At 64.0% G+C, this 23,282-nt stretch carries 24 protein-coding genes and 1 tRNA gene; 8 read left to right on the forward strand and 17 right to left on the reverse strand.

The genetic code is table 11. From position 1 onward, the window contains the following. Window positions 1–63 precede the first annotated feature (63 nt). Complete coding sequence (locus tag VF769_RS05745; protein WP_331007418.1) at window positions 64–663, forward strand: helix-turn-helix domain-containing protein; 600 nt, start codon at window positions 64–66, stop codon at window positions 661–663. On the opposite strand, the gene VF769_RS05750 is transcribed toward VF769_RS05745, so the two are convergent. The 4 genes from VF769_RS05750 to VF769_RS05765 all read right to left on the reverse strand — a co-directional run bounded on the left by VF769_RS05750 (window position 660) and on the right by VF769_RS05765 (window position 4,646). Continuing rightward, window positions 660–2,123, reverse strand: a complete 1,464-nt coding sequence (locus VF769_RS05750; RefSeq protein WP_331007419.1) for an NAD(P)/FAD-dependent oxidoreductase — start codon at window positions 2,121–2,123, stop codon at window positions 660–662. The genes VF769_RS05745 and VF769_RS05750 overlap by 4 nt on opposite strands. 97 nt (window positions 2,124–2,220) lie before the next feature. Further along, complete coding sequence (locus VF769_RS05755; protein WP_331007420.1) at window positions 2,221–3,408, reverse strand: glycine C-acetyltransferase; 1,188 nt, start codon at window positions 3,406–3,408, stop codon at window positions 2,221–2,223. A 3-nt stretch (window positions 3,409–3,411) separates the two neighbouring features. Beyond that, a complete protein-coding gene (gene tdh / locus VF769_RS05760; protein WP_331007421.1) occupies window positions 3,412–4,437 on the reverse strand; it encodes an L-threonine 3-dehydrogenase in 1,026 nt (341 codons plus the stop codon). A 134-nt stretch (window positions 4,438–4,571) separates the two neighbouring features. Further along, window positions 4,572–4,646, reverse strand: a tRNA-Val gene (locus VF769_RS05765). Between the two features lie 153 nt (window positions 4,647–4,799). Here VF769_RS05765 and VF769_RS05770 point away from each other — a divergent pair. From VF769_RS05770 to VF769_RS05780, 3 genes are read left to right on the forward strand one after another with little or no spacing between them, the layout of a single operon-like run. Continuing rightward, window positions 4,800–5,840 carry an extracellular solute-binding protein gene (locus VF769_RS05770; RefSeq protein ID WP_331007422.1) on the forward strand — a complete coding sequence of 347 codons (1,041 nt, stop codon included), beginning with the start codon at window positions 4,800–4,802 and terminating at the stop codon, window positions 5,838–5,840. A 28-nt stretch (window positions 5,841–5,868) separates the two neighbouring features. Then, the gene (locus VF769_RS05775; protein WP_331007423.1) at window positions 5,869–7,455 is read left to right on the forward strand and encodes an iron ABC transporter permease; all 1,587 of its coding nucleotides are present in this window, start codon (window positions 5,869–5,871) and stop codon (window positions 7,453–7,455) included. After that, window positions 7,448–8,461, forward strand: coding sequence for an ABC transporter ATP-binding protein (locus tag VF769_RS05780; protein WP_331007424.1), 1,014 nt, complete (start codon window positions 7,448–7,450; stop codon window positions 8,459–8,461). Before VF769_RS05775 ends, VF769_RS05780 begins: the two co-directional genes overlap by 8 nt. On the opposite strand, the gene VF769_RS05785 is transcribed toward VF769_RS05780, so the two are convergent. The 7 genes from VF769_RS05785 to VF769_RS05815 are packed head-to-tail and all read right to left on the reverse strand — an operon-like array spanning window position 8,458 to window position 13,926. Further along, window positions 8,458–9,549, reverse strand: coding sequence for a hypothetical protein (locus VF769_RS05785; protein ID WP_331007425.1), 1,092 nt, complete (start codon window positions 9,547–9,549; stop codon window positions 8,458–8,460). The two genes, VF769_RS05780 and VF769_RS05785, sit on opposite strands and share 4 nt — an antisense overlap. 27 nt (window positions 9,550–9,576) lie before the next feature. Next, window positions 9,577–10,518 (reverse strand): alpha/beta fold hydrolase, encoded by a 942-nt coding sequence (locus VF769_RS05790; RefSeq protein ID WP_331007426.1) that lies wholly within the window; start codon window positions 10,516–10,518, stop codon window positions 9,577–9,579. A gap of 26 nt (window positions 10,519–10,544) precedes the next feature. Continuing rightward, a complete protein-coding gene (locus VF769_RS05795; RefSeq protein ID WP_331007427.1) occupies window positions 10,545–11,129 on the reverse strand; it encodes a uracil-DNA glycosylase family protein in 585 nt (194 codons plus the stop codon). 39 nt (window positions 11,130–11,168) lie between these two features. After that, window positions 11,169–11,621 carry a hypothetical protein gene (locus VF769_RS05800; protein WP_331007428.1) on the reverse strand — a complete coding sequence of 151 codons (453 nt, stop codon included), beginning with the start codon at window positions 11,619–11,621 and terminating at the stop codon, window positions 11,169–11,171. A 29-nt stretch (window positions 11,622–11,650) separates the two neighbouring features. Next, window positions 11,651–12,154: a CbrC family protein gene (locus VF769_RS05805; protein WP_331007429.1), complete on the reverse strand. Its 504-nt coding sequence runs from the start codon at window positions 12,152–12,154 to the stop codon at window positions 11,651–11,653. A 6-nt stretch (window positions 12,155–12,160) separates the two neighbouring features. Then, window positions 12,161–13,300 (reverse strand): acyl-CoA dehydrogenase family protein, encoded by a 1,140-nt coding sequence (locus tag VF769_RS05810; RefSeq protein ID WP_331007430.1) that lies wholly within the window; start codon window positions 13,298–13,300, stop codon window positions 12,161–12,163. Then, window positions 13,297–13,926 carry a hypothetical protein gene (locus tag VF769_RS05815; protein WP_331007431.1) on the reverse strand — a complete coding sequence of 210 codons (630 nt, stop codon included), beginning with the start codon at window positions 13,924–13,926 and terminating at the stop codon, window positions 13,297–13,299. The genes VF769_RS05810 and VF769_RS05815 overlap by 4 nt, the downstream gene beginning before the upstream one ends. Before the next feature lie 62 nt (window positions 13,927–13,988). Here VF769_RS05815 and VF769_RS05820 point away from each other — a divergent pair, with 62 nt between their 5' ends. Then, complete coding sequence (locus VF769_RS05820; protein WP_331007432.1) at window positions 13,989–14,453, forward strand: PaaI family thioesterase; 465 nt, start codon at window positions 13,989–13,991, stop codon at window positions 14,451–14,453. Between the two features lie 21 nt (window positions 14,454–14,474). After that, a complete protein-coding gene (locus tag VF769_RS05825; RefSeq protein WP_331007433.1) occupies window positions 14,475–15,275 on the forward strand; it encodes a CHAD domain-containing protein in 801 nt (266 codons plus the stop codon). Window position 15,276: 1 nt separating this feature from the next. Here the strand turns inward: VF769_RS05825 and VF769_RS05830 are convergent, their stop codons facing one another. After that, window positions 15,277–15,897, reverse strand: coding sequence for a glutathione S-transferase family protein (locus VF769_RS05830; RefSeq protein WP_331007434.1), 621 nt, complete (start codon window positions 15,895–15,897; stop codon window positions 15,277–15,279). A gap of 1 nt (window position 15,898) precedes the next feature. Continuing rightward, window positions 15,899–17,176 carry a NupC/NupG family nucleoside CNT transporter gene (locus VF769_RS05835; protein ID WP_349258101.1) on the reverse strand — a complete coding sequence of 426 codons (1,278 nt, stop codon included), beginning with the start codon at window positions 17,174–17,176 and terminating at the stop codon, window positions 15,899–15,901. A 123-nt stretch (window positions 17,177–17,299) separates the two neighbouring features. Between VF769_RS05835 and VF769_RS05840 the strand changes: the two genes are divergently transcribed. Both VF769_RS05840 and VF769_RS05845 read left to right on the forward strand, forming a co-directional pair. Next, window positions 17,300–18,199, forward strand: coding sequence for an SDR family NAD(P)-dependent oxidoreductase (locus tag VF769_RS05840; RefSeq protein ID WP_331007436.1), 900 nt, complete (start codon window positions 17,300–17,302; stop codon window positions 18,197–18,199). 122 nt (window positions 18,200–18,321) lie between these two features. Next, window positions 18,322–20,298 carry a hypothetical protein gene (locus VF769_RS05845; protein WP_331007437.1) on the forward strand — a complete coding sequence of 659 codons (1,977 nt, stop codon included), beginning with the start codon at window positions 18,322–18,324 and terminating at the stop codon, window positions 20,296–20,298. Here VF769_RS05845 and VF769_RS05850 read toward each other — a convergent pair. The 4 genes from VF769_RS05850 to VF769_RS05865 form a co-directional block, all read right to left on the reverse strand. Beyond that, the gene (locus VF769_RS05850) at window positions 20,283–20,624 is read right to left on the reverse strand and encodes a putative quinol monooxygenase (protein WP_331007438.1); all 342 of its coding nucleotides are present in this window, start codon (window positions 20,622–20,624) and stop codon (window positions 20,283–20,285) included. The genes VF769_RS05845 and VF769_RS05850 overlap by 16 nt on opposite strands. A gap of 95 nt (window positions 20,625–20,719) precedes the next feature. Then, window positions 20,720–21,175 (reverse strand): hypothetical protein, encoded by a 456-nt coding sequence (locus tag VF769_RS05855; protein WP_331007439.1) that lies wholly within the window; start codon window positions 21,173–21,175, stop codon window positions 20,720–20,722. Window positions 21,176–21,279: 104 nt separating this feature from the next. Beyond that, complete coding sequence (locus tag VF769_RS05860) at window positions 21,280–21,756, reverse strand: methylated-DNA--[protein]-cysteine S-methyltransferase (RefSeq protein WP_331007440.1); 477 nt, start codon at window positions 21,754–21,756, stop codon at window positions 21,280–21,282. Further along, window positions 21,753–23,180 (reverse strand): AlkA N-terminal domain-containing protein, encoded by a 1,428-nt coding sequence (locus VF769_RS05865; protein ID WP_331007441.1) that lies wholly within the window; start codon window positions 23,178–23,180, stop codon window positions 21,753–21,755. Before VF769_RS05865 ends, VF769_RS05860 begins: the two co-directional genes overlap by 4 nt. Window positions 23,181–23,282: the final 102 nt, after the last annotated feature.

Here is a 23,282-nt window from a genome sequence, read left to right on the forward strand (position 1 = left end):
CGAGCCTCCATAGCCTTTGGCTCTTGTTTGCTCTCGGGCAAGAAATCGGCTTTACTGATAAAAATGTCAATACCTGAAGTTCGTAAGATTCCGCGCGTACGTCGCTCGCCGGAGGCCGCCCGGGAGAACATCCTCGCCGCGGCCGAGCGGCTCTTGGTGAGGCAAGGCCCGCAGGCGTTGAAATTGGCGGATGTCGCGGTCGAAGCCGGCGTCGCCAACGCGTCGGTGCTGCACCATTTCGGATCTATCGACGACGTGCAGACCGCCCTCATGGAGCGCATGGTGGCGGAGCTCGTCGCTCGCATCCTCGCGATCAGCGAAGCCAACACCGAACCCTCGCCCGCTGGCGCGCAGGCGCTCTTCGACGCCTTCGAAGCGCCTGGCGTGGCGCGATTGGCGGCGTGGCTGGAAATGACCGGCGAGGCCACGCGCATGACCACGGTGCGCGACGCCGTTCAGACAGTCGTGGCGCGTCTCTCCGATCGCCCAGGTTTTACGGCCGAGCAGGCCGAGGACTTGATCATGGTGAGCGTCGTGCTCGCCATGGGCGTCGGCCTGTTTGGCCGCACCTTTTCCAGGCTGATGAGCAAGCCCGCCGGCCACACGCGTGCGCTGGCGATGCAGATGCTCGCCTCGCACGCCGCGCGCCGCGCGACGGACTAGGCGTACCTGAATTCCGCACCATCCAGATCAATGGCGGGAATCTCTTCCTTCTCGCGCCAATAATCCTGCGTGTGCTGCCATTCGGGCTTGGCGCCCCGCTTGGGCAAGAGATGCATGCTGCGCATCAGATAGCCCGGATTAAAATTCTCCGGATCGATCCAAGGCGAAAGCGCCATACCTTCATCCGCCGCCGGGATCACTGGCTCAACGCGATGCACGCCCTTTTCGTCCATGTGGTTCAACAGCCTGCAAACGAAATCGCCCAGCAGATCGACACGCAACGTCCAACTGGCGCGGAAATAGCCGAACACCCAGACCATATTGGGCACGCCTGTGAACATCATGCCGCGATAAGTCACAGTGTCGGCGAAATTGACCGGCTCGCCGTCGACGCTGAACGGAATGTCGCCAAGAACGCTCAGATTGAAGCCCGTCGCCGTGATGATCACGTCGGCTTTCAATTCTTTGCCGCTCTTCAGCAGCACACCGCCTTCGGTGAAGCGATCAATTTCGTCTGTCACCATGGTCGCCTTGCCGGCGGCGATGCCTTGGAACAGATCGCCATCGGGCACAAACGCGATACGTTGGCGCCATGGCCGATAGCGCGGCGTGAAATGCGTCATATCGTAATCGGGGCCAAGAAAGGCGCGAACGCCCGTCAGCAATTCCTCTTTAAGTGTTTCCGGCTCCTCGAACGACCGCCGTGTGAATTGGTCCTGATCGAACAGGATTTTTTTGCGCGCGATTTCGTGAATCCAAGTCTCGTCCACGTCGATCTGGCGCAGCAACTCAACCAATTCGTTGATATTGCGGCCGGGAATGAAATAAGTCGGCGAGCGTTGTAGCACAGTCACGTGTTTGCATTCGCCGGCGATGGCCGGAACAACGGTCGCGGTCGTAGCGCCCGAGCCAATCACCAGCACCTCCTTGCCAGCTAGATCGGCGTCCTCCGGCCAAGTCTGCGGGTGAATGATCCGGCCCTTGTAGTCTTTCAGACCCGGCCAGTCGGGGGTGTAGCCTTCGGCATGACGGTAATAGCCTTGGCACATCCAAAGAAAATTGCAGGTGAACACGCGTCGCTCGCCGGTGTCCAAACGCTCAATTTCCAGAGTCCACAAATTGGTTTTGCGCGAGAACGCGGCCGACGTGATTTTGTGCTCGTAGAGGATGTGCTTCGCGAGGTCGTTCTCCTCGATGACCTCTTCCATGTAGTCGAGAATCTCGCGCGCTGAGGCGATCGGCGGTCCAAGCCATGGCTTGAAGCGATAGCCGAACGTGTAGAGATCGCTGTCGGAGCGCACGCCCGGATAGGTGTGCATGCGCCATGTGCCGCCGAAACTCTCCAGCGCTTCCAGCACGGCAAAGCTCTTGCCCGGGCACTGGTGCTTCAGATGATACGCCGCGCCGACACCGGAAATGCCGGCGCCAACGATGAGAACGTCAAAATGGTCGTGGCTCATAACGCCATCCCTGCCGTAACGACAGCGAACGCAGGTGTCCGCCCGCTATTGCGTCAGCGACTTCGCGCCTGCGTCCTTGCGCGAGATCAATCGCGGTCTAACCGATGCGCTTTGCCGCATTCGCGAAAGCCGCCACGGCACGATCAATTTCCTCGCGCGTGTGCGCCGCCGACACCTGGGTGCGGATGCGCGCCTTTCCCTTCGGCACCACCGGGTAGGAGAAAGCGATCACGTAAACGCCGTCCTGCAACAGCGCTTCAGCCAGCGCGCCGGCCTTCTTCGCGTCGTAGAGCATGACCGGAATGATGGGATGCTCGCCCGGCAATAGATCGAAGCCAGCTTGCGTTAGCCCCTCGCGGAAGCGGCGCATGTTGTCACGCAGCTGCGCGCGCAGATCGTCGCCAGCGGCCGCAATTTCCACCGCCTTACGCGCGCCCGAGACGATGGACGGCGGGACAGTGTTGGAGAAGAGATACGGCCGCGAACGCTGGCGCAGGATTTCGACGATTTCCTTCTTGCCGCTGGTGAAGCCGCCGCTGGCGCCGCCGAGCGCTTTGCCGAGCGTGCTCGTGAGAACATCGATCCGGTCGATGCACTTGCAGTGCTCAGCCGTGCCGCGCCCTCCTGGGCCGACGATACCAGTGGAATGGCTATCGTCGACGTGCACCAAAGCATTGTAGCGCTCGGCCAGATCGCAAATCTTGTCGAGCTGGGCGATGACGCCGTCCATCGAGAAGACGCCGTCGGTGGAGATGAGCTTGAAGCGCGCACCGGCAGCGTCGGCGGCTTTGAGCTGCGCTTCGAGATCAGCGAGGTCATTGTTCTTGTAGCGATAGCGTTGCGCTTTGCAGAGGCGGATGCCGTCGATGATCGAGGCGTGGTTCAGTTCGTCGGAGATGATCGCATCTTCGGCGCCGAGCAGCGTTTCGAACAGGCCGCCATTGGCATCGAAGCATGAGGGATAGAGGATTGTGTCCTCCATCTTCAGCCAGGCCGAAAGCTCCGCTTCCAACGCCTTGTGGTTTTCCTGCGTGCCGCAGATGAAGCGCACCGAGGCCATGCCGTAGCCCCAACGCTCCAGCCCCTCGCGCGCCGCCGCCTGCACGCGTTTGTCTTGCGCGAGGCCCAGATAATTGTTGGCGCAGAGATTGAGCAGATGCTGGCCGGACGCGGCCTCCACCTCCGAGCCTTGCGGCGTCGAGATGATGCGCTCGTTCTTGTAGAATCCCGCTTCGCGAATGCCGTCGAGCTCACGCTGCAGATGCTGTTGAAACGCGCTGTACATGGCTCAATCCCAATTCAGAATGATCTTGCCGGACTTGCCGGCAATCATGGTCTCGAAGCCTTCTTCGAACTCCTGATACGGCAGGCGGTGCGTGATGATGGGTGAGAGATCCAAACCGGATTGGATCATCACCGTCATTTTGTACCAGGTCTCGAAGATTTCGCGCCCGTATATGCCTTTGATCGTCAGCATGTTGAAGACGACCTTATTCCAATCCACGTGCATCTCGCCCGACGGAATGCCCAGCATCGAAATCTTTGCGCCGTGGCTCATATTGTCGATCATGTCTTTCAGCGCATTCGGCGCGCCGGACATTTCGAGACCGACGTCAAAGCCTTCGGTCATGCCGAGGTCTTTCTGCACGTCGCTCAGGGTTTCGCGCGAGACGTTCACGGTGCGCGTGGCGCCCAGCTTCTTGGCCAGATCCAAGCGATAATCGTTGATGTCGGTGATAACGACGTGGCGCGCGCCGCAATGGCGGGCGATGGCGGCCGTCATGGCGCCGATCGGGCCTGCGCCGGTGATAAGTACGTCCTCGCCGACCATATCCCATTGCAGTGCGGTGTGCGTGGCGTTGCCGAAGGGATCGAAGATGGCGGCGACGTCGAGATCGATGCCGTCGGCGTGATGCCAGACATTGGCGTTCGGGATCACGATATATTCCGCGAAGGCGCCGTCGCGATTGACGCCGACGCCGCTCGTGTGCGGACAGAGGTGACGCCGGCCGGCCATACAATTGCGGCAACGGCCGCAGACGATGTGACCTTCGCCCGAGACAATCATGCCGGGCTTGTAGTCGTTGACGTTCTCGCCGACCTCGACGATCTCGCCGACGAATTCGTGGCCGACCACCATCGGGATCGGGATCGTCTTCTGCGCCCACTCGTCCCATTTGTAGATGTGCACATCAGTGCCGCAGATGGCGGTGCGCTTGACGCGAATTTTCACATCGTTCGGGCCAGCCTCGGGCTCCGGCACGTCCTCCAGCCAAAGGCCCCGCTTCGCCTCGCGCTTGACCAACGCTTTCATTCAACCTCTCCCGTCTGCGCATGCCGCTCCGAAGCGCCCGCGCCGGTCTATTTCACTGAGCGCCGCTCTAGCGCCGCCGCCGGTGTTTGAACACCTCGGAACGACTGGCGCATGCATGGGAAAGGGGTTCGGAATGGTGGGCGCGACAGGGATTGAACCTGTGACCCCTCCCGTGTGAAGGGAGTGCTCTCCCGCTGAGCTACGCGCCCGGACCGAGGTCCGGAAAACCCGGGGCCCGAAGGGCGCGGACCATGATGCGACGCCCGCCCTGCGTCAAGCGGCCCTGTGCGCCTGGGCTTGACCTTTCCGGGCTTTGCGCGCCATTTGCGAATAATTCGCAAGTTTTGGCTGGGAGTCCCCTGATGTTCAATTTGAGCCGCCGCGCCTTCGCGCTGGGCGCGTCCGCCACCGCGCTCGCCGCCTGTAATCCGAGCACCGGTGGCGGCGAAGAGAATTTCGTGAACATCTATTCGGCCCGCCACTACGACGCCGACCGCCTGCTTTACAACGCCTTCGAAGAAGCGACCGGCATCGCCGTACGCGTATTGCCGGCCAATGCCGAGCAATTGCTGGAGCGCCTGCGCGCCGAGGGCGACGCAACCGAAGCGGACCTCGTGGTCGCGGCCGACGCCGGCAATCTCTGGCGCATCAAGGATGCGGGCCTGCTGCAGAACGTGACGACGCCCGCGCTCGAAGCGGGCGTGCCTGCGCGCCTGCGCGACCCCGAAGGCGCCTATTGGGGCTTCACCAAGCGCGCGCGCGTGATTGTTTATCGCAAGGACGCGGTTCAACCCGAGGAAGTCGCCTCGTACGACAATCTCGCCGACGCGCGCTTCCGCGGTCAGATCGTGGCGCGCAGCTCGACCAACGTCTATCAACTCTCAACCCTGGCCTCGCGCATCGAGAGATTGGGCGCCGGGAATGCGCGAGCTTGGGCGGCGGGCGTGCGCGCCAATTTCGCGCGTGACCCGCAAGGCAGCGACACTGACCAGATCAAGGCGGTGGCTGCGGGCGAGGCGCAGGCGACGCTCTGCAACCATTATTACTACTTCCGCCTGCTGCAATCAGACGATCCAGCCGACCGCGCCGTCGCCGAAAAGATCGGCATGGTCTTCCCCGACCAGGCCGGCGCTGGGACGCACGTCAACATCTCCGGCGCAGGCGTGACGCTGCACGCCAAGCGCCGCGACAAGGCGGTGCAATTGCTCGAATACCTCGTCAGCGACGCCGCCCAGACCATGTTGGCGCCGTTGAATGTCGAATACCCCATCCGTCCGGAAATTCCGGCGGCGCCCGGCCTCGCGGCGCTCGGCGCCTTCAAGGAAGAGGAAATCCCGCTCGACGCCTTGGGTCGCCATCAGGCCGAGGCGGCGCGCATTTTTGAAGAAGTCGGTTGGCGCTGAGGCCAACCGCGTTAGAAGCGGCGGGCGCATGAGCACGTCGGACGCGATCACCACACCACAAGCGCGAGCGCTACGCCTGGACGGCGTGGCGCTCGCAGCCGCTTTGGCGACCCTGCTCTGCGTTGCGCCGGTGCTTGTCGTTCTCGTGCTCGCAGTTTTTGGCGCCGGCGAAACCGTGACATTCGGCGCCAATCTCACCCGCGATGGCGCGATCGGCACGCTCACTCTGATGCTCGCCGGCGGCGGCGGCGCGATCATCCTGGGCGCAGGCGCTGCATGGCTGGTCAGCTTGTGCAGATTTCCGGGGCGCGGCGTGTTCGAGTGGCTGCTCGTGATCCCGCTCGCGGCGCCCTCTTACGTCCTCGCTTATTCTTATACGAGCCTCACCTGGGCCGGCGGCCTCATCCCTTATCGGATCGAGGGCTTTTGGGGCGCTGCGTTCATTTATGCGGTCGGCCTTTATCCATACGTCTATCTGGCCGCACGCGCGGCTTTTGTGAGCCAGTCTTCTTGCGCCATCGAGGCCGCGCGAATGTTGGGCGCAACACCGCGCGCCGTGTTTTGGCGCGTGGCGCTGCCGCTCGCGCGCCCCGGCATCGCCGCGGGCGGTGCGCTAGCCTGCATGGAGATCGCCGCCGATTACGGCGCGGCGCAACATTTCGGCCTGACCACGCTTTCCACGGCCATCTTCCGCGCCTGGTACGCGCACGGCAGTTCGCAGGCCGCGCTGCAGATCGCGGCTGTGCTGCTCCTGGCGGCGGTGGCGTTCCTCATCATCGAGCGTTACGCGCGTGGCCGCGCGGCCTTCGGCGGCGGCTCGAGCCGATGGCGGCCGCTGCCACGCTATGAATTGAACGCCCTCGCGGGAACCGGCGCATTGTTGTTTTGCACCGCATTGATTGTACTGGGCGCCATTGCGCCGCTTGCTTGGCTGGCGCGGCTCGCTCTGTTGCACGCCAATGTCGAGGACGTGGCTGGCCCCTTCCTCAATTCCATCACGCTCTCAGCCGGCGGCGCCCTGCTAACGCTGGCGCTTGCAGCGGCGATCGCCGTCGCAGCCCGGCGCATCGGCGCATTCGGCAGGACTTCACTGCTCGCCGCCAGCATTGGCTACGCGGCGCCTGGTGCGGTGATCGCCATGGGCATGCTGGCGTTGTTTGGTCTAGCGCGCGAAGCGGGCTGGGTTGGCGGATTCGGCGCCGGCGTCGCCCTCGTGGCCCTAATGTGGACCTACGCCGCGCGCTTCGCCTCGGCCGGCATCCAACCGATCGACGCAGGCCTCGCGCGGCTCTCCAAAGGCCTGGATGCGTCAGCGCGGACGCTTGGCGCGGGACCGTGGCGGCGCTTTATGCGCGTCGATCTGCCAATCGCCGCGCCGAGTCTCGCGGCGGCGGCGCTGATCTTGTTCGTGGAGATTCTGAAGGAATTGCCCGCCACCCTCATCTTGCGCCCGTTTGATTTCGACACGCTTGCGGTAAAGGCAAGCACCTACGCGAGCGACGAGCGATTGCTCGAAGCGGCGACGCCATCGTTGCTCATCTTCGTGGCCGGTCTCGCGCCCATTCTGCTGCTGACGCGCAGTATCGCCAAAACGCGGGCGGGCGCACATGAGTAGCGTAACATTGAGGAACGTGCGTCGCGCCTATGCCGGCGTCGCGGCGCTGGACGATGTTTCAATCACCGCCCCTGAAGCAAAGGTCCTGGCGCTGCTTGGGCCATCGGGCTCGGGCAAATCGACCATCATGCGCCTGATCGCCGGGCTGGAGCCCGTCGATGCGGGCGAAGTGCGCATCGGAACTGAGATCGTCTCAGCCGTGGGGCGCACACTCCCCGCCGAAGCGCGTCGCATCGGCATGGTTTTTCAGGATTATGCCCTGTTTCCGCACTTAACGGCCGGCGCGAACGTGGCGTTCGGTCTGGACAAGCTGCCCCGTGCTGAGCGTGAGGAGCGCGCGCTCCGCTGGCTCGATCGCGTAGGATTGAAGCATCGCGCCCACGCCTATCCGCACGAACTCTCGGGCGGCGAACAGCAGCGCGTCGCACTTGCGCGCGCGCTTGCGCCTGCGCCGCGCGCGGTGTTGCTGGATGAGCCCTTCTCGGGCCTTGATCCCGTCCTCCGCGCCGAACTGCGCGACGCCACGCTGGCGACCCTCGCTGAAACAAAAACTACGACTCTGTTCGTCACGCATGACGCGGAAGATGCGCTGCAAGTGGCCGATCGCCTGGCGATTCTGAAGGGCGGCCGGGTGTTGCAGGAAGCGCCTCCGCGCGAGGCCTATGACAATCCGGCGACGCTGCACGTCGCCGCCGCACTTGGCCCGATCAACACCTTCCGCGGCCGGGTAAGCGCCGGCGCGGTACACACACCCTTCGGCGCCGTGGCCGCGCCGCGGCTCGGCGAGGGCGCCGAGGCGGATGTCGTGGTGCGCGCGGAAGCGATCCTTCTCCGCCCCGGCGCCGCAGCGCGCGTACGCGATGTGCGCCCGCACGGTGCGCATGACCTCGTACGCATTGAAGCGCAGGGCGTGGTTTGGCGCGCGTTGGCGCCCGCGCGTATCGCGCTGAGCGAAACCGTCGATGTTGAACTGGCGCCGTCGGGCGCGTTCACATTCGCGCTCTAGCGCTTCTTGTCCTTTTCAGCTTCCGCCAACACCTTCTGCATGATCTCGAGGTGTTTGGTCGAATCTGGCTCGGGCTCTTTTTCCGGCGGTCGCGTTGGCGGCGACGTCACTTCGGCGACTTTCACGGGTTCCGGCGGCGCCGGCTGTTCTTCGATGGGCCTGCGGACCACGAAGCGGCGACGTTGCAGGCGGCACTGCGCGAGCAAACGCAGACGCGTCTTCCAAGCCTCCGCCTCCCAAGCCAGTTCGCGCGCAGCCGCCACGCTGAGTTTCGCGGCGTCGGCAAGCTTTTCACCGAGTCCCAGGAAACTCGTGCGGGCGAGCGCCAAGAACTCATCGGTGATGTCCTCGTCGCTTTCGACGACGAGCCCCGCTTCTGTAAGGAATTTCACGATATCGCCGTGCGGGCGGATATGCGGCTCGGCGAAGGATGCGGCGAACGCGGTTGCGAATTCCGCCGCCTTGAACCCGACATAAGTCTCGATGACCGCGCACGCGCCCGGTTTCAGTCCCTTCATGATCTGCTGCGCCAGATGCGGCGGATAGGAAGTGTAGGCAAAATCGTCGGTGCTCACGATGCCGTCATAGGCGCTCGGCGGCAACGTGAAGGCTTCGAGATCGACACGGGCGCTGTTTACGCGATCCGCGAAGACCGCACTCTTAATACCGTGCTTGAGGGTGTCGATCACTTCCTCACGCCACTCGAAGACCTCGATCCGTCCAGGATGCTTCTCCGCGATCGCCGCGATCGGCCCCACAAGCCCCGGACCAAGCAGCGCTAGAACGCCGCCGGCCGGCAAACCCAGGCGCGCCGGCTCAAGCCCGTCAGCGCCATCTTCGCCAGGCCGAAGGCGGCCCGGCCCCCAGAGCAATTGCAGCGCCGCGAGCCGCGGCGGTGTCTGAAACTCAAAGAGTTCCTCCTCGACACCCTCGCTCGAATTCTCGTTGGCGGCGGCAGCGTCCGCCTCAAGCGCCGCGAGCGCCGCCTCTTCGTCAAAATATTCCCCCTCCCACCAGGCGCGGAAGCGCGCCTTGGCGAGCGCGAGTTTGCGCTTGTCGAACAGGGATTTAGCAGCAGCCGCAGCCATAGCGGCGGCGAGCCTAAGGCAATCCCGTTAACGATTTGCTTGAACGACGGGCAGAAGCGGGGGCGCGCCGGACGGCAAAGGCGCGGTGGGGTCGCGCAGGAAGGCAAGGATGTCCTCGTACACCACCTCGCGCTGATTATCCCGCAGTAGCCAGTGCCAGCCGTTCTCATAATACGCCGTGCGCGCACTGCGTGGCAGACGCCGCGCCGTCGCCAGCGCCGAATTGCGGGGAATGATCTGATCGTTGGCGCCGTAGAGGAACAACACGTTGCCATCCATATTGGCGGCGCGCTCCGAAGCGGTCTCCATCAGACCCACAAGTCCGTACACGGCGTCAATTCGCGTCCGCCAAATCATGTGCGGCGCGCGGCCCGCTTGCAGCAGCGCCTCGCGATTGTCTGAGGCTATGCGCGTGCGCACAACGTTGCGCGGCGGCGTCACTGCACGCCACGGGAATGTGTGCGCGCCTAACCAGAGCGTGACGGCGTAGGCATCCGGCAGGGTCGACCACCCCCATACGGCGGGCGCGACCAGGATCACCCGATCAACCTGCGGCGCATGCGGATCGCCGAATGTCGCGATCGTCGTCGCAGCGCCCATACTGTCGCCGATCACGCCGATCGTTGCACCCGGATGCGTGCGCCGTGCAACAGCCACCGCCGTGCGCAGATCCTCCGTCATCAGACGTTCGCCAGGCCAAACCCCGCGTTGCGGCGAACGCCCAAAGCCGCGCGCATCATAAGCATAAACGGCAACGCCGCGCGCCGCGAACCATGGACCTGCAAGGTAATAGGTGTTCGCGTAATCATTCATGCCATGCAGCGCGATCAGCACCGCGCTTGGCTCCCGCCCCTCGGGAAGCCAGGCGGTCAAGCCGAGCGGGGCGCCATCGAATGAATAGAAGCGTTCCTGGGCGACATCAAAATGCGGTCCGTGAAACTCGGCGAGCGGTGATTGCGCCTGCTGCACCGTTGGGACGCACGCCGCCAGTACAATCAGAACAAGGCCAACGAGACTCTGCGCCGCAATTCCGGCAACACATCTTCCTCGAACCACGGATTGCGTTTGAGCCATGCGCTATTCCGCCAAGAAGGATGCGGCAAAGGCATGACATCAGACGGATAGTCGCGCCAGGCGCGCACCGTCTCGCCCAATGTCCGTTTCACCGCAGCCCCTAAATGATAACGCTGCGCGTACGTTCCGACCAGAAGCGTCAAGCGCACGTTCTTCAACAGCGGGAGCAAGCGCGGTCGCCACAGCGGCGCGCATTCCCGTCGCGGCGGCAGATCTGCACCATTGACGGTTCCCGGAAAGCAGAAGCCCATCGCCGCCACCGCGATCGCGCGCCTGTCGTAGAAGCGATCCCGATCCATCTCGAGCCAGGCCCTTAGCCGATCGCCGGACGCGTCGTTCCAGGGGACGCCCGTTTCGTGCACCCGCCGACCTGGCGCTTGACCGGCGATAAGGATGCGCGCGTCAGGATGCACCCAGACCACCGGGCGCGGCTCATGCGGCAACGCCCCCGCGCACGCCCTGCATGCGGCGATTTCGGATACAAGAGATTTCAGCGCCTTCGACACGCCTACGCACTACAAGGCTTTCCGCTCAGGTCCAGTGTCTCAGGCGCCTGAAGTATCGGTGCGGTAACGCAACCGCACGGCCGGAATGACGCCCACGTCGATCTCCATGTGCGCACATTCGAACCCCGGAACCCGGACCCGCCGATGCACATCGCCCGCGCGGCGCAACACGCCGAGCATCGACGCGCCGATCTTATTATCTTTCAGCGCCTCGCGCGCGGCGGCGAGGTCTTCGTCGCTCGCCGGATGCGGCGCGAAGTGCGCGATAATCTTAGGTGTGATCCCGAGTTCGATCTCAAATTCCCGCAACTCGTAGCCCGCTCGCCGCAGCGCAGGCAAAGCCGCCAGGAAGGCCGACATGGTCTGATCGAGCTTTTCCGCGCCAAACGCCTTTAGCTCGGCGAATTTCTCACCGGGCAAGGCCGCGATGCCCTTCGCGTGCTCAACCAAGGACTTTTGCGTCGGCTTAGCGTCGTGCTTCGGCGTCGTCACGCGTCACCCTCCGTTCAACGCCGATGCGCTCAGTCAAGATCGAGCGTCGCGACATAGTCTGCGCCATCGAGCGTTCGGAATATCATCGCATACACAGGCGCGATTTCCGCGCCCATCTCCTTTGCGAGCGCCGCGATGGCCGCTTTCGCCTTGGCGTCGCCGGCGAGCTCGGCATCCTCACCGAAGCCGAGAAAAGCAAGCGGCGTTCCGTCTCGCACGGGCCAGACAAAGGGATTGTAGGTGGCGAAGCCCGGCGTGCGCTGCTCCACCTCCTTGGCCAAATCCTCCGACGGCTCCACGTCAAAGCTTAAATCATGCAAGCTGTAGCCGCCGTCAGCGACGGCCTTGGCGGCATTGCCGTCAGCGACACAACGCGCGCAGATCGCGCCCGGCTCAGGCGGATGCGCATAGATCGGACCTGTATACTTCCACACGCAGGCGCGTCCGCATGCCGCGCACGTTTCCTCGGATTGTTCGAAACAGCCGTGCTCGTAGGCCCCCGGGTGAAAGCGAAAGAACGGCGCGTCGCTCATATTCCGCTATTTGCCCTGCTTCATCATTTCACGCGCAATGATCACCCGTTGGATTTCGCTGGTGCCCTCATACAACCTGAAAATCCGCACATCGCGATAGAAGCGCTCGATGCCGTAATCGGCGACATAGCCGGAGCCGCCGAATATCTGCACGGCGCGGTCGGCCACGCGACCTACCATTTCAGAGCAGAACAGCTTCGCCGCCGCCGCATCCATCACCACGTCTTCGCCACGATCGCGCTTACGCGCCGCCTCCAGCACCATCGCGCGTCCGGCGTTCGCTTCGGCGCGGCAATCCGCAAGCATTGCCTGGATCATCTGGAAGCTAGCAATGGCTTGGCCGAATTGCTTGCGCTCGGCCGCATAACGCACACATTCCTCGATCAGGCGCTCGGCGACGCCGACGCACACGGCGGAGATGTGCAGCCGTCCGCGGTCAAGCACTTGCATGGCGATACGAAAGCCCTGCCCCTCTTCGCCCAGCCGATTGTCCACGGGTACTTTGACGTTATCGAAATTCACGTCGTGGATATGAGCCCCCTGTTGACCCATCTTCTTCTCGGGCTTGCCGACAGACACACCCGGAAGATCGCGCGGCACGAGGAACGATGAAACCCCACCTCCGCCTTTGACGTCCTGGTTGGTGCGCGCCATGACCGTGAACAACGACGCCCGCGCCGCGTTGGTGATGTAGCGCTTCGAACCATTGAGCAGATAATGGTCGCCGCGGAACTCCGCCTTCGTGCGCACTGCGCCAGAATCAGAGCCTGCCTCGGGCTCGGTCAGCGCAAACGAAGTGACAATCTCGCCGGATGCAATGGCGGGCAGATACTTCGCCTTCTGCTCGGGCGTGCCGAACATCACGAGCCCTTGGCTGCCGATGCCCACATTCGTGCCGAACGCCGAGCGAAACGCCGGCGAGCAACGGCAGAACTCGAACATGGTGCGGCATTCCTCCTCCATGCTGAGACCGAGGCCGCCGAACTCTTCAGGGATGGATATGCCGAACAGCCCAAGCTCGCGCATCTCCGCCAGCGCCTCGTCCGGAATCGCGTCATCCTCTGAAACCTTGGCTTCCAGCGGAATGAGGCGCTCGTTGACGAAACGGCGCACACCATCGAGCAGAAGATCAAACGTGTCGCTCATTGAGGCGCTTCCCCACAAATTTGTCGTTGCGAAATAGGACCAAGGCGCTGCGGCGTGCACGGCACCGCCCGCGTCGTGGTGTGACGGATACGCACATCGCCGACGAGGTCGTCAATCTCGGCGACCGCCGCGCGCATATCCGCGACGTCAACGCGCCAGGGACGTGTCACGGCCCGCGTATCCTCCAGATCAACCTGCCAGATGCCGAGATAGATGGCCTCGCCCGCGCGCACTTCGAAGGCCGGACGTTCAGGGCCAATGACCACACCGTCTGCGTAATAATTGACGCGCGCGTCGCGGATGATCGCATAGACGCTATCGAGTGCGTACACGCCGGGGCGCACGCGGGCAGTGATGAATTCGCCCGGTATGCCCCGTATGCGGATAGAGTTGGAATTGGTTTCGACGTTCAAGCTGCGCTCATCGTCATAATCGGCGAAGCGCCCGCGCTCGTCGAGCATCCGCCAGAGCATATCATAGCGCGGCGTATCGATATTCGGGGCCTTGGCGATGCCAATCACGACATAGGCATCCTCTGCGCTCCCCGCGACAAAGCGGCGATCCGTCCCGGGCGTGGCGCATTGCGCCAACGCCAACATCGATAATATCGCGAAGATCAACCGCATGTCCCAGCCCTTGCCGGCGCGGTTCTAGCATGCCAGCACCGACGCCGCACTAGGAGTGGACTATGAACGACGTCGCCGAACCTTACGGCAAGCCGATTGTGTTGAGCGAGGGTCCTTTCGCCGGCTGGACGACATGGGGCGGGGGCGCTGATCCGTTCGAGACCCACATCGGCCCACTCTGCTTCAAGGTGGAGACGGACGGCCGCGTGCGCACGGGATTCCAGCCGCTTCGCCATCATTTGAACGGCGGCGGCGCGATCCATGGCGGCGCCTTGATGAGTTTTGCCGACTTCTCCCTTTTTGCGATCGCCCACGACGCATTGCAGGGCGCTCACGCAGTCACGCTGACATGCAACAGTGAATTCATTGGCGCGGGCGACCTGAACGGCATCGTCGAAGGGACGGGCGAAGTGCTGCGCAATGCGCGCTCGGTCGTTTTCGTACGCGGTGTGATTACACAAGCTTCACGCCCGCTACTTGCATTTTCCGGCACGCTCAAGAAAATCAATCCAGGCTCGCGCGCATAAGCGGGCATTGGGGTATTCGACATGCGCTCGCCTGAACCGGCGTTCGATCTCCGCGCTGCTTTAAGCGAAGAATTGCGTGCAGCGCTTGAGGAGTACGAGGCGGCCGACGGAGATCCCGCTGGCGTGCATCGTTGCCGTGTGCGGGTAAAGCGCGCGCGCGCACTCGCGCGGATCGGGCGCTCCTGCGCACCAGGATTGTCGGCGGTTTTCAACGATTCAGCACGCGCCGTGATGCGTCAACTGGCAGCCACCCGCGACCTTGCGGCGCTCTCCGAAGCGGCGCGGCACTTGGCCGGCAAACAAAGCAAAAGCCGAGCTGCGGCGCTCTCCGCGGTGGCTGAACGCCTCGACAGCGAGCGCGACGCACTGCCGGCGGTCGACGCGCCCGCGATGCGCGCGGCGTTGAAGGATTTGCTGGCGCTTGCGCAGGTTTGGCCGGAGGCTTCGGCTGGGCAAATCCGACGCGGCGCCAAGCGTGTGCTGCGCCGGGCCCGCCTGGCGCGGCGGCGCGGCCGTGGTTCGGATGACCCAGCGCGGCGCCACGAGTGGCGAAAGCGCGAAAAGGATCGCTTCTATGCAGCGTTGCTGTTAGGGGCCGCTTGGCCGACCAAGCGTCGCCGCAAAATCTCCGAGAGGCTCGCCAATGTGCTGGGCGAAGAGCGGGATGCGCTCTTGTTGCTTGAGCGTGTGGCGGCTCAGCCCTCGCTCGCGGGCGATGATCGCGCCGCCGAACGCGCCGTGAAGGCGCTCATGCGGCGGCGCGCGAAACTGGGGAAAAAGGCTGACGATCTCGGCAAGCGACTCCACGCCAATCACGCCTAACTCACGCCGCCACCTTGCCTGCCGCACGCGCCGCGAACGCTTCACGCCAACGCTTTAAATTGGGCAAATCGTCCCCCGGACGCCAGCGATTCATTTTGGCGAAATCGACGCCACAGCACGCGGTAATGTCCGCGATAGTGAAGCGCTCGCCGGCGACCCAAGGCCGGGTCGCCAGTTCGCTGTCCAGCCATTTGGCCATGCGCATGGCCTGCCCCTGATTATAGCTTGCGACCTCCGCATTTTGGTCACGCTCAACCGCCGCCAGCACCGGGTTGCCATGCCGCACCCACATCATCAGCGGCATGGAGAACAGAAGCTCCATGCGTCGGTCCCACATCTCCACAAAGGCGCGCTCGAACGCATCGCGTCCCATCAAATTTGGCTCAGGGCGCAACGCCTCGATGTAGGAGCAAATCGCCCGGCTCTCCGTGAGCGTGCGCCCATCATCCAATTCCAACGTGGGAATCTGTGAGAGCGGGCTCTTCTTTTTGAAAGCGTCGGTGCGATGCTCGCCCTCTTGCAGATTGAGCGTAACGATCTCGATATCGCTCACGCCCTTCTCCGCCAGAAACATCATCACCCGGCGAGGATTGGGCGCGTAAGGCGCGATATAGAGCTTCATCCTAGCCTCCGAACAATTGGGCCGGCAGCGCCGCAACAATGGCGGCGGTCATCAACGTCGCCATGAAGCCGGGCAACAACGCTTTCCAGGCGAGATTTAGAATTTCCGACCGTCGCTCCGGCATCAGCACGGTCATGCCCCCCGTCATAATCCCGACCGAGGCCACATTGGCGAAACCGCAGATGGCGTAGGTAAGAATCATACGCGTGCGCTCGCTCATCGCCTCGGCGGGAACGGCGCCGAGATCGATGAAGGCGATAAACTCGGTTAGAAAAAGTTTCACGCCGAGAATGTTGCCGCTGGCGTGCGCTTCTTCCCAGGGGATGCCAATGGCGTAGGCCACCGGCGCGAATAGGTAGCCAAAGAGAGATTGTAGCGTGATCGGCTCGCCGTTCAGCGGCGGCGCGAGACCCAGCAAATTGTTCACGATGCCGACAAACGCGACAAAAACGATAATGAAGGCGGCGACATTCACCGCCACCATCACGCCGTCCTGAACGCCGCGCGTAATGGCGTCCATCGCGTTTTCGTATTTGAGCGTGACGTCGTAATCGAGCGCGGTCGACGTCTTCTCTTCAGGGATCATGATCCGCGCCAACAAGATGCCGGCCGGCGCGGAAATAATCGACGCCACCAACACGTGACCTGCCGCGTTCGGCAGCACCGGCCCCAGGATGACGGCGTAAGCCACCATGGTTGAGCCGGCGACTGTCGCCAGCCCCACCACCATCATCAGAAAGATTTCGGAGCGCGACAGTCGGTCGAGGTAGGCCCGGATCACGATCGGGCTTTCCACCATGCCCATGAAGATGTTCGCCGCGACGGCGAGCGCCGAGGCCCCGCCCAATCCCATCGTCTTTTCGAACAGCAGACCGAACAGGCGCGTGATCCACTCGAGGACCCGCCAATGCCACAGCAGCGCTGAAAGCGCCGAGATCACCAGGATGAGCGGCAGCACGCGGAAGCCGAAGATGAACGGCAATTGGCCGCCCTCGGGAATGGTCGCGAACGGCGACTGTCCGCCGCCCAGATATCCGAAGACGAATTGGGCGCCGCGGTCGCTGGCGTCAGCCAAACCGTCCACCGCGGCGGTCACCCCACTCAGCACGGCCTGCGAGTTCGGGATGGCGAACAGCAACAACACCAAGCCCGCCTGCACCGCGATCGCGCCAAGCGTCAGAAAGATCGGAAATCGCCGCTTGTTCTCCGACAGAAGCCAACAGATCAGAATGATTAGCGCGACCGCAATCAGACTGCGCGCGTTTTCCAGCGTGTAAATCAAGCCCATCCCCCAAAACGGCGGTGACGCTAATGCGACAAGCCGGCCCCTGCAATCGCGGGGCGCCGCGCTTGACCGTCCGCCCTGTAATCTTCATCAGAGCTGCTCATTTTGAGGGATCCCATGTCCGACATTCGCTTTGATGGCCAAGTCGTTATTGTCACCGGCGCCGGCGGCGGCCTCGGCCGCAGTCACGCGCTCGACTTCGCCCGACGCGGCGCGAAAGTGGTGGTCAACGACCTCGGCGGTTCAGTCGATGGCTCAGGGGGATCTTCGGCGGCTGCCGAGGCGGTCGTGGCCGAGATCAAAGCCGCAGGCGGCGAAGCCATATCGGACGGGGCGTCCGTCACCAACGACGCCGGCGTCGCGGCGATGGTGGAGCGCACCATGTCCGCCTGGGGCCGGATCGACGTGCTGATCTGCAACGCCGGCATTCTGCGCGACAAGAGCTTCTCCAAGATGGAGTTGGCCGATTTTACCGCCGTGATGGACGTGCACTTGATGGGCACAGTGAAGCCGCTCAAGGCTGTCTGGGAGATCATGCGCGCCCAAAATTACGGCCGCGTGGTCGTGACCACGTCATCAAGCGGCCTCTACGGCAATTTCGGCCAAAGCAATTACGGCGCGGCCAAGCTCTCGCTGATTGGCCTCATGAACACGCTCCGGCTCGAAGGCGCGAAAAACAACATCCACATCAACGCCATTTCGCCGGTGGCGGCGACGCGCATGACAGAAAACCTCATGCCGAAGGAAATGTTGGAGAAGCTGGCGCCGGAATACGTGACTCCAGGCGTCGTCTACCTGGCCTGCAAAGAGGCCCCGAATGGCTCGATCTTGACCGCGGGCGCGGGCGTTTTCGCCATAGCCAACATCTACGAGACCGAAGGCGCGAACCTTGGAACGGCGGCGACAGCGGAAACTGTCCGCGACCAATGGGCCAAAATTGCGGACCCTGCGGGGGCGGAAGCCTACGTGGGCGGCCACGGGCAAACGCAAAAATTCCTCAAAAAATTAGCGGAATAGCCCTCTTTCACGGTGGTCCAGACGCTGTGGCCTCGCGGTAACGCGGCACGCAGCGCAAGGCTCGCATCCCCTTTTTGGGGTGTGTCAGACCGGCCGATAGGTTAACAAGCCGGCCGATGGGAATGGTTCTTCTCCTCCTGGGGCAGACCATCGTGATCGCGTTGGGCGCCGTTTTCTTTTGGCGCCGGCATAAAGCGCTCCGCGATGAAGTCGCAGCTTTGACCCGTACGGTGGCCGCGCTTGAGGCGCGCGCACTGGCCGCGCCCGTGCGGAAGGCACGACGCGCGGAATCCGGCGTTGTCACCCCTGTGACCGAGATCAGCACCGCCCCTGCGCTTACGCAATTGGACACGCCAATAGCCCGGGCAGGCCGCGCGTGGTCCAAGACCGCGCGTCCCGAGGCGGAGGGCAATATCCGTCCGGCCTATCTGGCGATCGCCAGCTTGGCCCCTGCGCTCGCGGTTTTCTTCGGCGTGGACCTGAGCCTCGCGATCGCCTTCGGGATGGCGATGGCCGCGGCAATGCTGCTCATCGCCCTGCGTCCGCATTGGACGGACGCTGCGTGGGCCGGCGTCGCCGGCGCAGCGCTCTGGTCGGCGCTGGGCATCGGTCTGGGCGAAGCGGCGCTTGCCCCCATAGCCTTTGCCGTACCCGCCGCAGCCGCCGGCGTCGCCGGCGTCCATTACGCCTATAAGCGTGAGCTCTTGCCGGGCGCGCTGGTCGCCTCGATCGCGCTCATCGCCGCGCTCGCCCTCGCGGCGACCGATGGCATGATTGGCGCTGGCGGCGCCGCCTCGGGCGCAATTATTGCTGCGGCAGCGCTGTTCGGCGCCGCCAATCTACGACTTGAACCGCTGCACATGGCCAGCTTCGGCGCCGCGCTGGCCGGGCTTCTCATTCTGAGCGGCCAACAGGACGCCGCGATCTGGTTCACGCCCATCGCGACCTGGGTGGGCGCACTGTACCTGGGCATTGCCATCATTCGCGTGCCGCAACTCGGTGGACGCGGCATGGCCCTCGCCAGTGTAGGCGTGCTGGCTCCGCTTGCCATGATTGCCGCGCTCCACAGCGCCGGTCATGGCCTGATCAACGCTTGGGCGGCGGCGGGCGCCTTTGCAGCGCTGGCGGCGATGATCAGCGGCTTGATCTATGCGGCGGCTGCACGGCGCGGACGCGGCTTGGAGGCGCTCGCGGCGACCTTATGGGTGCTGGCGCTGGGCGCCTTCGTTGCGATCGCCGCATCGATCTCGCTCGCGCTTGATCCGCCTTTTGCCGCACTGGCGGCGGCGCTCGCGGCATTGGCCTTGACGGGGGTGGATCAACGCTGGCCCGCCGCCGCGTGGCGTGCGTGCGCCGCGCTCTCGATGGCGCTCGCAGCGTTCCATGCGCTGAGCACCGCCAATCTTGTGCTGAACGAAGCGCCTGGCTGGAATCCCTGGCTGCTTACGGGCCTCGGTCTCGTCGCCCCGGCGCTGATCGCGGCCGCCGCCGCGCATTTCGCCGAACGAGGCCGGCGCATGTTCACCGCCGGCGTGCTGGAGGCGTTCGCGATCGCCGCGCTCTTGATCGCCGCGGGGCTGACCCTGCGCGTCGTCAGCACGCAAGGCGCCATGTTGCTTATCCCAATCGGTTTCGTCGAAGCTTGCGGCCACGCCGTCATCTGCCTGCTCGCATCACTTGCGCTCTCCGCGCGCGGCCACTTGGGCGCGACGCAGGTGCGCGCCGCCGCCGCGATCGCCCTCGGACTGTGGGGGACCTTCGTCGCGCTGTTATCAGCGGCGCTTCTGTTGTCACCATATTGGACCACGCGCGGCGATGGCCCGCACGATCTGCTCGCGCGGTACGATTTGGGCTTGCTCCTGCCCGCCCTCGCACTTCTGGGACTCTGGCTCTATTGGCGCAGGCGCAGCGCCCCGCTGCGCGCACGCGGCGCGCTAGCCTCCGGTGCGATCTTGCTTGCGGGCGCAATCACAGTCGCATTGCTCAATTGGCGGGACGCGCCCGCTTGGCTGCCCTTGCTCGCCGGCGGCTCAGCATTCGCCGGCGCGATTGGCGTCAATTTCGCGCCGAACGTGCTTCGGGCTCAGAGCTCGAAATAGATTTCCATCGAGAAGGGCGACGCCAGCAGGGGCGTGAGCCGGTCCAGCAAACTCTCCAAGTGTTCGGTTTCCCCGTGCGCTCGGAAGGCCGTGAAATCGACGAAGCGCGCATGCGCCGCGAAATGCCCATCCGCCCCCATCAGGCGCGTGACGACGTAGGAATCGCAGCCGAGTTCGTCATTGCGCACTTGGTAGGCGAATTCGCGCAGCAACTTGCCTACGCGTTCTTCGGCGCCATTGCGGGCTTCGGCGCGCACCACCAAGCACACGGCGGCGCTGTGCGCCGACTTCGATGGGTGCGGCTCGCGTAGAACTTCCCAGACCATAGAGCACGCCCATCGCCCCCCGGCGACGCCTTCAGCCTACGGCGGTAAGATAATCTGCGTGCTCACCTTACGCAATATTGGAACTCAGCTTGCGCTCAGCTGCCCCAGCAGGCGTATGCGACTTCCTTCATCCGCTCGGCGCTGCCGGCGAGATAGGTGCGTGTCTCGTTATTCACGATGACGGACACACGATCACTTGGTTGCACCGCAGCAAGAATCGGCGGGCGCTGCGGCAGATTGATCGTGACCGCGCGATTGCGGCCCCGTCCTGAAAGTTCCATGGGGACGTTCACGGTGAGATTGCCGACGCGCACCCCGGCGGTGGTGGCGCGTCGTGCGGAGCGCGCGAGCGTGTAATCGGTGATGACGATGTCGCCCGTCGGCGGACGGCAGGTCATGGTGGCGGTGACGCGGCCGCGCTCATCGCGTTGCGTGGCGGTCGCGACGCCTTCCACATACGCGTAAGTCCAGCCCTCTTGTTGCTGCGCCACGCTCACATTCGGCACAGCCAGCGCCACGGCGCACACACAAGCAGCGAACACTTTGCGCATCGATTGTCTCCGGTCCCGCACATCCCCGGCGGCTCTCTAGCACAGGCCGCCGCCCTGGGGCGATGCCCTAACACAATTGAGCATTCGTAACCTTCAGCCCGAAATCAGCGGATCAGCCGCTCGCCCTGCTCCAGATCGAGCAAATATTTCTTGCGCTCCATACCGCCGCCATAGCCGGTCAAGCTGCCTGTGGAGCCGATGACGCGGTGGCACGGCACAATGATGGAAATCGGGTTGCGGCCGTTGGCGAGCCCGACAGCGCGGGAAGCTTTGGGCTGACCGATCACGGCCGCTTGTTGGCCGTAAGTCCGCGTGGCGCCGTACGGGATGGTCAACAGCGCCTGCCAGACGCGTTTTTGAAACGCGGTGCCTTGCGGCGCGAGCGGCAGGTCGAATTCCTTGAGCTTGCCGGCGAAATATTTGTCCAGCTGACGGCGCGTCTCGTCGAGGATCTTATCCTTGCCGGCTGGCGCTGGTGCGTACGCATAGCGCGGGTTCTCAAACTCGAGATGTTCGAGCGCTGCGCCGTTCGAGATCAATGTGAGCGGGCCGACGGGGCTGTCGTAAATCGTCGAGATCATGTGCGGACTCCTTTGCGCGCAGCCCGGCGCCAGAGGCGCACAGCGGCGTAAGCGCGCCACGGCTTGAGTTGATCCAGCGTCTCGCCTTTGCGGCCGAGCGCATTGATGAGCGCGATGTCTGTCGCCGGATATGCGTCGGGATCGCCGAGCGCGCGCATGGCGACATATTCGATCGTCCACGGGCCGATGCCGGGAATTTGCGCGAGGGCTGCGCGTCCGGCCGCGATCGCGCCGCGCGCGAGCGGCAAGCGGCCTTCGCTGGAAGCGACAGCCAGATGATGCAATGTCTCCGCGCGTTTGCGCGGCAGACCGATCTTGGCGATGGCTTCGGCGCCGGCGTTTGCAAGTTGCGCGGCGTCCGGGAATGCGCGCGATAGGCCTTCCGGACCTCGCTCCAGCGGCGCGCCGAATTGCGTGACGAGCCGCTCTGTCAGCGTGCGCGCGCCGGCGACGGTGACTTGCTGGCCCAGCACAGCGCGGATCGCGGTTTCAAACCCATCCAACGCGCCGGGCACGCGTACGCCCGGCTCGCGCTTCACATCCTCTTTCAGTTCGGCATCGCCGCTGAGCAGCGCATCCACGGCTGTCATTTCCGCATCGAGATCGAAGGCGCCGCGCACGTTCGCGACGAGTGGGCGCAAATGTGGCGCGAGGTTTTCGGAGAGTGTGAGCATCAAGCCTTTCGGCCCCATGCCGATCTCGAGCCAGCCCAACGCCTCGCCCATTTTGAGCACGCGCGCATATTTGCTCTTGGTCGCCAACTCCACGCCCGGCAGCGCGCGCATACGCAGAAAGTCGAGCATCGGCGCGATGTTGTAATCGCCGCGCGGCGACAGACTCACGGTGAAGCTCTCGCCGCGCGTCAATGTTTTGCGGCCGCGCATTTGCGAGGGCGAGGCGCCGTAGCGATCCTTCATCGTCGCATTGAAGCGGCGCAGCGATCGGAACCCGGACGCGAACGCGATCTCGGTGATCGAGAGTGCGGTTTCGTTCAGCAGGCGCCGCGCCGCGAGCAAACGGCCCGTTTGCGCGATCTCGATGGGGCTTGCGCCGAATTGCGCATTCATGACGCGGCGCAGATGGCGCGAGGTGATGCCCAGATCGTCGGCCAAGGTTTCAAGGCCGTGCTCTTCGAGCGCGCCGGCTTCGATACGCACATAAGCTTGCGCCGCGAGCCGCGCCGGCCCGTCGATCGGTGCAAGCCCTGGCGCGCGTTCGGGGCGGCAGAGCAAGCATGGGCGGAAGCCCGCCGCTTCCGCCGCCGCCGCTGACGGCCAGAACGTCCTATTCTCACGCTTGGGCGTGCGGGCCGAGCAGATGCAGCGGCAATAGATGCCGGTGGACGTCACGCCCACATAGAAGCGCCCGTCAAACCGCCGATCCTTGGCGTCGCACGCGGCGTGGCAGGTCTCTGTGTCGAGCATGGGCGGAATATGGGGGTTTCTGGCTGTGGCGTCTCGCCGGATTCGGACATTGTTAGGCGCTGGCGCCGTCGCTGGCAGCAGTACCGCAGCTACCGACGCACG

The organism is Vitreimonas sp. (assembly GCF_036392335.1).
Lineage (GTDB): Bacteria > Pseudomonadota > Alphaproteobacteria > Caulobacterales > Aquidulcibacteraceae > Vitreimonas.